Here is a 7,664-nt window from a genome sequence, read left to right on the forward strand (position 1 = left end):
TGATTGTATCTCCATCAGAAAGTTCATAAATCTAATATTCAAAGCTCATTTAATGGATGAATCTCTACTTTCAGTAACGTAATGGGTCCTGCAAAATCCCACTCATATCTTGAGATATATAAGATATTTTCATTGACCCAATGACTGGTTTCAATTACCGACTGAGGCGCTTCAAATAGCTCCGAAAAATCAAAAATCGTTTCATATTCATTCAGCTGATTTTTTGCCATTAATATTTTACCGTCAACCTTAAATGTTTGATCAGGAGATATCGGCAAACTTCCAGAATAATTATAACTTCCAGCATAACAATCCTCTGTTTCTGGAATAATTACCGGAAGTTCCTCAACAAATTCTATTCGGAATTTTTTACAATAAAAACGCGGTAATCTTTTTGCAGGATAAAAAGTCAGCGTTAATCCATTCTCATCCCAAACATTTTTAGAAGAAAAATTAGAAAAATCTCTTAAATCTAAATAATCTTTATCAGGATTCACCGGCAATTCTATCTTCTGCTTTAGACTTTCTTGATCTTCTAGCCAATCTTGAATGAAATATTCATTAGCATCATTCGCAAGAAAGACCTTACTTTTTTCTGGATTGAAAAGAATGAAGGAATAATCATTCCTAAAACTTTCCGGTAAATGCGGATATTGCGCTAAATTTCTTGCTCTATTTCTTGAATGTATAAACTCTGAGAAATCTACGTTTTGAATCTGTAATTGATACCCTTCCCGTATGATTGTCTGATCAGTGATTTTACGGTCATAACGGAAGGCTCGACAATCTTCAGAATCCCGGCACTCATCATCAAAAACAGTAATCCCCGATGGATATGCGATTCCTAAACTTAAAAATATACTCAACCATATTTTCATGCTTTTTCTCCTAAAATTTCTAAAATTCTTGAACCACTTTATAAACGCCCTGTACGACTTTTGCCATTCGTTCATAATCTAAGGATTGCCAATCATCGCCGTAAGGTTCGTGATAATGATGATTACGATAAAACGAGGTATTGGTAATCATTAATGCCGGATAATCTTCTGTCCAATAGTTGCGATGATCCGAATAATCGATGCCTTGGATAAAACTCGGGGCATTTAGGCGATATGCCGGCAAGTTGCTAACTTGATTCATGAGATTTGTGACTTTTTTGGCAATTTTCCGACCACTTAAATTACCAATGACGCTGATAAAATCGCCCTTATCGGAATAGAGATATTGCATCAACGGCGCCGGATAATTCTGAGAGTTTTCCTCATCGTTAAAATAACCAATCATCTCTAATGACAGCATTAGTTTTACGGGAATATTCTCGGCTTTTAATTCTCTTGCGTGAAATGCACTACCCATATTTTCAGTGGCAAAATATGGCGGTTCTTCCAAACTATATGCCACTAATTCAACAGACTGATTCGGCGTTTGGTCTTTGAGTAATCGTGCTAACTCTAATAATCCCGCAACACCACTCGCATTATCGTCAGCACCATAAGTATTTCCATGAGAATCATAATGCGCACCGATCACAATTAGCTCGTTCGTATTTGCCCCAAACTTCGCAATAATATTACGATAAGTTTTGCCGTCTACCACAAAGGTTTGCTCGGAAACATCTGATGAATATTGCATTAATTCTTTTTTAATATAATCAGCACTTTTATTGAGATTTTCTAAATTTTGATAATTTCTAGGAAAGAAATCGACAGATAAAATCTTCACATGTTGTTGCAAAGTTTCGCTGTTCACTGCCGGAATAGAAGGATCAAACTCGTCATATTGATGGTTACTGCATCCTTGAATAACAGTAATAATGCCGATAACACTCATGATTCCAATCATCTTGATCATATTTATCATTGCCGTTAATCTACGATTTCTAACGCATTTCACACAAATATCCTTTCAATAAAACCCTCAACACCCAATTCAGTACAGAAGAAAATTCCCAATAAAAACCCATAAAAAAACCAAGCAACAGATCTCTCAATCAATTGCTTGGTTCTATTTTCACATTATTTTGAAACTTATTCTAACTATCTAATTAATAACCACTTAAATAATGATTTGGATAATGTCGGATAATAATTTAGATAGCTACTTAAATTACTTCTCTAAAGTTTCATGCAATTCCTGAATCGAATAGACATCCGTTGTACCAATACTTTTCACGCTTTCGCTGATCGCTTTTGCGCCGGCAATTGTGGTATATAACGGGATTCGAAGATTCACGGCATTTCTACGAATCGTGTGGCTATCTTCAATGCTTTGCGGATTGCTATCTGTGGTATTCACCACAATGGCAATTTCGCCGGCTTTGATGGCATCGACAATATGATATCCGCCTTCTAATACTTTATTGATGGATTGCACACAGAAGCCTCTGCTGCGAAGATATTCAGCAGTGCCTTTCGTTGCGCAAATGCCGTAACCTTCATTTAAGAAGTTTTGAGCGACGATCTCTAATGCCGGTTTATCTTGATCTTTCACGGAGAAAAAGACTTTCCCCACTTTTGCAATTTTTTCGCCGGCACCTAATTGTGATTTCAAAAAGGCTTCAGGGAATGTTTTGCCAACGCCCATCACTTCGCCGGTAGAACGCATTTCTGGTCCTAAGATCACATCTACGCCGGGGAATTTAATGAAGGGAAATACCGATTCTTTCACAGAGTAATAATCAGGAACGATTTCATGATGCACATTTTGCTCATCTAAAGAGATTCCCGCCATCGCTTTCGCACCGATTTTTGCTAATGGCATATTCGTTGCTTTACTGACGAAAGGCACACTTCTCGAAGCTCTTGGATTCACTTCAAGCACATAAACTTCATCATCTTGCACCGCAAATTGCACGTTCATTAAGCCGATCACATCTAACGCTTTTGCCATCGCTTTTGTTTGCGCGCGAATTTCGTCTAAAATCGAATCTGAAAGCGAATATGCCGGCAATGAAGAACTTGAATCGCCGGAGTGAACGCCGGCTTGCTCGATATGTTGCATAATGCCGCCAATCACAACTTTCTCGCCATCCGACACACAATCCACATCCACTTCAATGGCATGATCTAAGAAGTGATCTAACAAAATCGGGCTATCTTCCGATACTTTCACCGCTTCCTTCATGTAAGTTGCAAGCTCGCTATCCGAATGCACCACTTGCATCGCTCTTCCGCCAAGCACGTAAGAAGGACGAACGACTAATGGATAACCAATTTCATTGGCTCTTTCGATGGCTTCTGCTTCTTTGTACGCAATTCTATTGGGTGGTTGCTTTAAACCTAAATCATTTAAGACTTGTTGGAATCTTTCACGATCTTCCGCCGCATCAATGCTATCTGCCGAAGTTCCGATAATATTCACGCCTTCTTCTGTGAGCGCATTAGCAAGTTTCAGCGGAGTTTGTCCGCCGTAATGCACGATCACGCCGTAAGGTTTTTCGATTCGTACAATCTCCAAAACACTTTCTAACGTTAAAGGCTCAAAGTAGAGACGATCTGAAGTATCGAAATCTGTGGAAACCGTTTCAGGATTACAGTTCACCATAATGGTTTCAAATCCCGCTTCACGAAGCGCAAGCGATGCATGAACACAGCAGTAATCGAACTCAATGCCTTGCCCGATTCTATTGGGGCCACCGCCGAGAATCATGATTTTTTTACGATCCGTTGGGCGCGCTTCACATTCTTCATCGTAGGTTGAGTAGAGATATGCCACTTCCGTATCAAATTCGCCGGCGCTACTATCGACACGTTTATACACAGGATGAATGTTGAGAGTTGTACGAAGATCTCTAACTGCTTTTTCAGTGACATTTAAAAGAACTGCTAAACGCTGATCAGAGAAGCCTTTGCGTTTTAACATCAGAAGCGTTTCACGATCAAGATCCTCAATCTCCATGGATAACAGTCCAATTTCCTCAATCATGAGATCTTCAATTTGCGCTAAGAACCACGGATCAATTGCCGAGATATTATAAACATCATCAAGGCTAATCCCGATACGAAACGCATCGGCAACATAGAGAATACGATCTGGTCTTGGAATTTTAAGCTCGGCAACAATATCTTCGCCATTTCTGGTTTTAAGATCTAAACCGCTTAATCCCGTTTCTAAACCATTTAACGCTTTTTGCAAAGATTCTTGGAAGTTTCTCCCCATCGCCATCACTTCACCCACTGATTTCATCTGCGTGGTTAAACGATTATCCGCTAATGGGAATTTTTCAAAGGCAAATCTTGGGATTTTTGTCACAACATAATCAATCGTAGGTTCAAAAGATGCCGGTGCTTTACCGCCGGTAATATCATTTTGTAACTCGTCTAATGTGTAACCCACCGCTAATTTTGCCGAGATTTTCGCAATGGGAAATCCTGTTGCTTTTGACGCTAATGCCGAAGAACGAGAAACCCTTGGGTTCATCTCAATGACAATGAGCTCGCCATTATGAGGATTTACCGAGAATTGTACATTTGCACCACCGGAATCAACGCCGATTTCACGAAGGATCGCTAAACTCGCATCACGCATTATCTGATATTCCCGATGCGTTAATGTTTGCGCCGGAGCAACGGTAATGGAATCTCCGGTGTGAACGCCCATAGGATCAAAGTTTTCGATAGAACAGATAATCATCGCATTATCTTTTTGGTCCCGAATCACTTCCATCTCATACTCTTTCCAACCTAAGATCGATTGCTCAATCAAAAGCTCATTCGTAGGAGATGCATCAAATCCTCTTTCACAAATTTCTAAAAACTCTTCCGAGTTATAGGCAATCCCGCCACCTGATCCGCCCATGGTAAATGAGGGACGAATGAGCGTTGGGAAACCCACTTTTTCCTGTGCAATCAATGCATCTTTCATGCAATGAACCACATAAGATTCCGCAGATTTTAAGCCGATTTTTTTCATCGCTTCTTTAAAGCGTCCACGATCTTCCGCTTTATCAATGGCATCTTCATTGGCGCCGATAAGCTCAACATTATATTTTGCTAATACGCCGTGACGGCTAAGATCAAGTGCGCAGTTCAGCGCTGTTTGTCCACCCATATTTGGCAAAATAGCATCAGGACGTTCTTTCTCAATAATTTTTTCAACAGTTTCCCATAAAATTGGCTCGATATAAGTCGCATCTGCCATTTCTGGGTCTGTCATAATTGTTGCAGGATTGGAGTTTACTAAAATAACTCTAAAACCTTCTTCTCTGAGCGCTTTACAAGCTTGTGCACCAGAGTAATCGAATTCACACGCTTGACCAATTACAATTGGACCTGCGCCGATAATTAAAATAGATTTGATATCTGTACGTTTAGGCATGATTTGCTCCTGAAATTATTTAGTCCACATTGCATCGATAAAGAGATTCCATAAAGGCGCAGCATCGCCCTCAGGATATCCTTGGAAAGAGTAGGCAACTTGCCCATCAAGGCGAATCCCTTGAACGGAATGATCAATCAATGATTGATGCGTCACCTTTACTACTTCCGGCAATGTTGCTTCTAGCAAAATGAATGCTTGGTTTTGCTGTGTCATCATCACTTTTCCCGTTGCTAAATCTTGCACAGGATGATTTGCACCTGAGCGAACATGATGAAGTGGTTTCACCATTCCACCTAAAGCCAAGCCAAATAATTGATGCCCAAGTCCCACTGCAAAGAGCGGCATTTTATGGGCTAAAAGCGTTGTGATCACTTCGATAATTTCAGAATAATGCTCAGGATTGCCAATCGCAGGACCTGTGGAGATAAAAATCCCATTAGGTTTCAGCGCTAAAATCGCTTCCGCACTTGTATTTGCCGGCACAACCGTTACTTTACAACCACTTTCAGCCAAGAAACGAAGCATTTCTCGTTTTACACCTAAATCCATTACAACCACATGAAGCGTTTTTTCGCTACCTTGATGAAATCCTTGCCCTAATTCCCATTGACCTTCATTCCACTCATAAGATGTTTCACAAGAAACATCGAAAACAAGGGAATCATGCGCTTGAAGATCATGGTTTGCAGCCATTTCTGCTGCGGCTGCAATATTAGGGTTTTGATCAGTCACAATACAGCCAGATTGTGAACCGTGGGTTCGCAGATGCCGAGTTAACCGCCTTGTATCTATCTCCGCAATGCCAATAATATGATTTCGTCGTAAGTAATCCTCAAGAGATTCATCAGATCTAAAATTACTAGTAAGAAGAGGTAAATCTCGAATAATGAGCCCCGCAGCTCGCACTCGATCAGATTCTGCATCTTCTCCGTTCATTCCACTATTTCCGATATGAGGATATGTAAAAGCTAATAATTGTCCTTGATAAGCTGGATCCGTAAGTGCCTCTTGGTAGCCTGTCATGGCTGTGTTAATCGTTACTTTTCCAACTGTTTGACCTTCTTGTCCGATTGCAACGCCGTGAAACGTTGTGCCATCAGCCAAAACTAAGGTTGCGGGGTTTGTCATCTTCTTTTTCCTATCTGATTTAAATTCATATTTTTTTGGCAAAAAAAAACACGGACCACTCAAAAGTGAGTAATAACGTGCTTTTTGACATTGCTTCGAAATGTCGTTGAAGCATTTTATGATAACGAGCGAGCGCCCTTTACACAATATTTTTTTACATTTATTCAAAAAAATAGAAATGGTTTCACAGAGCGATTAACTTGACATAAGTCAATTAATCTCCATCTTTCAAGATAGTTAGAGATGGATGAAGACGCTTTCTACATCTATAAAAAATTATCGAAAAAAAGGGATTTCTCTAATATTTTATAAAAAAAGTTTATAAAAAAACGCCGAAATATATCGACGTTTTCATGTTCTCTTCAGAGTTTTTGCTCAATGAGAATCTAATATTCTAAAAATTTACTAGAATCAGGTTAGGAGTTTATTTTACCGAATACTCTTTCCCATAAATACGAAGCAGAGTTGGCTCTCCTTCCACTTCTTCAAAAACCCATTTCACTCGAAGCCCTGCTTTTGCCGGAATCGTTACATCACTTGTACTAGAAGTTGAAAAAAGATTACCTGATGAAAGATGAGAAGCAAAACCCTCTTTATCCATCAAAATCATATTTTGGTTATCGCTCAAATTAATTAAGCGCACAGGTTTATCAGAACTATTTTTAATCGCAACACTGAGTTCATAACGATTTCCGGAAAGCGCCGTTTTACTTGAAATTGTGAGTTTAAGATGTTTATCAAAAGTCTTACTATCTGTCACAATAATCGCCTGATCCGTGCTTTCGCCATCTGCACGACCCTCTGAAATACCTTGCTGAATACCACTTAAAATCCCTTTACTATCAGAAATAAGCTGACGAACTTCAGCCGCAACTTCATCTTTTAAACTTGAGCTACTTGCCAAGCTTATATGAGTAAGATTCAATGCAAATAGTAAGCCAATTATTACACTCTTTTTCACGATTCATTCCTCTATTTGAATAGTCGATAATTTACCTATCTTACTTATTCTATTTACTTATTACTACTGCAACTTATTGCAATTATCTTAATGATTTTAAAAATATGGCAGATTCAAATACGAAGTGCGACAAGTACGTTTTTGACCAAATACTCATAAGGTGTTAAATATCCTAACACCTTTCGAGGTCTATTATTTAGTAGATCTTCCACATATTGAACTGCTTGCGGATCAAGGTTATCTAAACGTTGATTTT

At 39.2% G+C, this 7,664-nt stretch carries 5 protein-coding genes; all 5 read right to left on the reverse strand.

The features are described from left to right. Positions 1 to 38 precede the first annotated feature (38 nt). The 5 genes from ACYSN2_RS06275 to ACYSN2_RS06295 all read right to left on the reverse strand — a co-directional run bounded on the left by ACYSN2_RS06275 (position 39) and on the right by ACYSN2_RS06295 (position 7,408). Entirely contained in the window at positions 39 to 953 is a 915-nt protein-coding gene (locus ACYSN2_RS06275; RefSeq protein ID WP_461749399.1) for a hypothetical protein, read from the reverse strand. After that, positions 898 to 1,893 (reverse strand): M28 family peptidase, encoded by a 996-nt coding sequence (locus ACYSN2_RS06280; protein ID WP_461749400.1) that lies wholly within the window; start codon positions 1,891 to 1,893, stop codon positions 898 to 900. Before ACYSN2_RS06280 ends, ACYSN2_RS06275 begins: the two co-directional genes overlap by 56 nt. 213 nt (positions 1,894 to 2,106) lie before the next feature. Beyond that, positions 2,107 to 5,316: a carbamoyl-phosphate synthase large subunit gene (carB, locus tag ACYSN2_RS06285; RefSeq protein ID WP_461749401.1), complete on the reverse strand. Its 3,210-nt coding sequence runs from the start codon at positions 5,314 to 5,316 to the stop codon at positions 2,107 to 2,109. 15 nt (positions 5,317 to 5,331) lie between these two features. Further along, entirely contained in the window at positions 5,332 to 6,447 is a 1,116-nt protein-coding gene (carA, locus tag ACYSN2_RS06290; RefSeq protein ID WP_461749402.1) for a glutamine-hydrolyzing carbamoyl-phosphate synthase small subunit, read from the reverse strand. Positions 6,448 to 6,871: 424 nt separating this feature from the next. Further along, positions 6,872 to 7,408 carry a hypothetical protein gene (locus ACYSN2_RS06295; RefSeq protein WP_461749403.1) on the reverse strand — a complete coding sequence of 179 codons (537 nt, stop codon included), beginning with the start codon at positions 7,406 to 7,408 and terminating at the stop codon, positions 6,872 to 6,874. Positions 7,409 to 7,664: the final 256 nt, after the last annotated feature.

The sequence above is a fragment of the Ignatzschineria sp. LJL83 genome, assembly GCF_054871845.1.

Excerpts from the sequence above, each read along its gene's own strand:
- ACYSN2_RS06275 (WP_461749399.1), bottom strand. The coding sequence starts at position 953 with ATGAACGAATGGCAAAAGTCGTACAGGGCGTTTATAAAGTGGTTCAAG.
- carB (WP_461749401.1), bottom strand. The coding sequence starts at position 5,316 with ATGCCTAAACGTACAGATATCAAATCTATTTTAATTATCGGCGCAGGT.
- carA (WP_461749402.1), bottom strand. The coding sequence starts at position 6,447 with ATGACAAACCCCGCAACCTTAGTTTTGGCTGATGGCACAACGTTTCAC.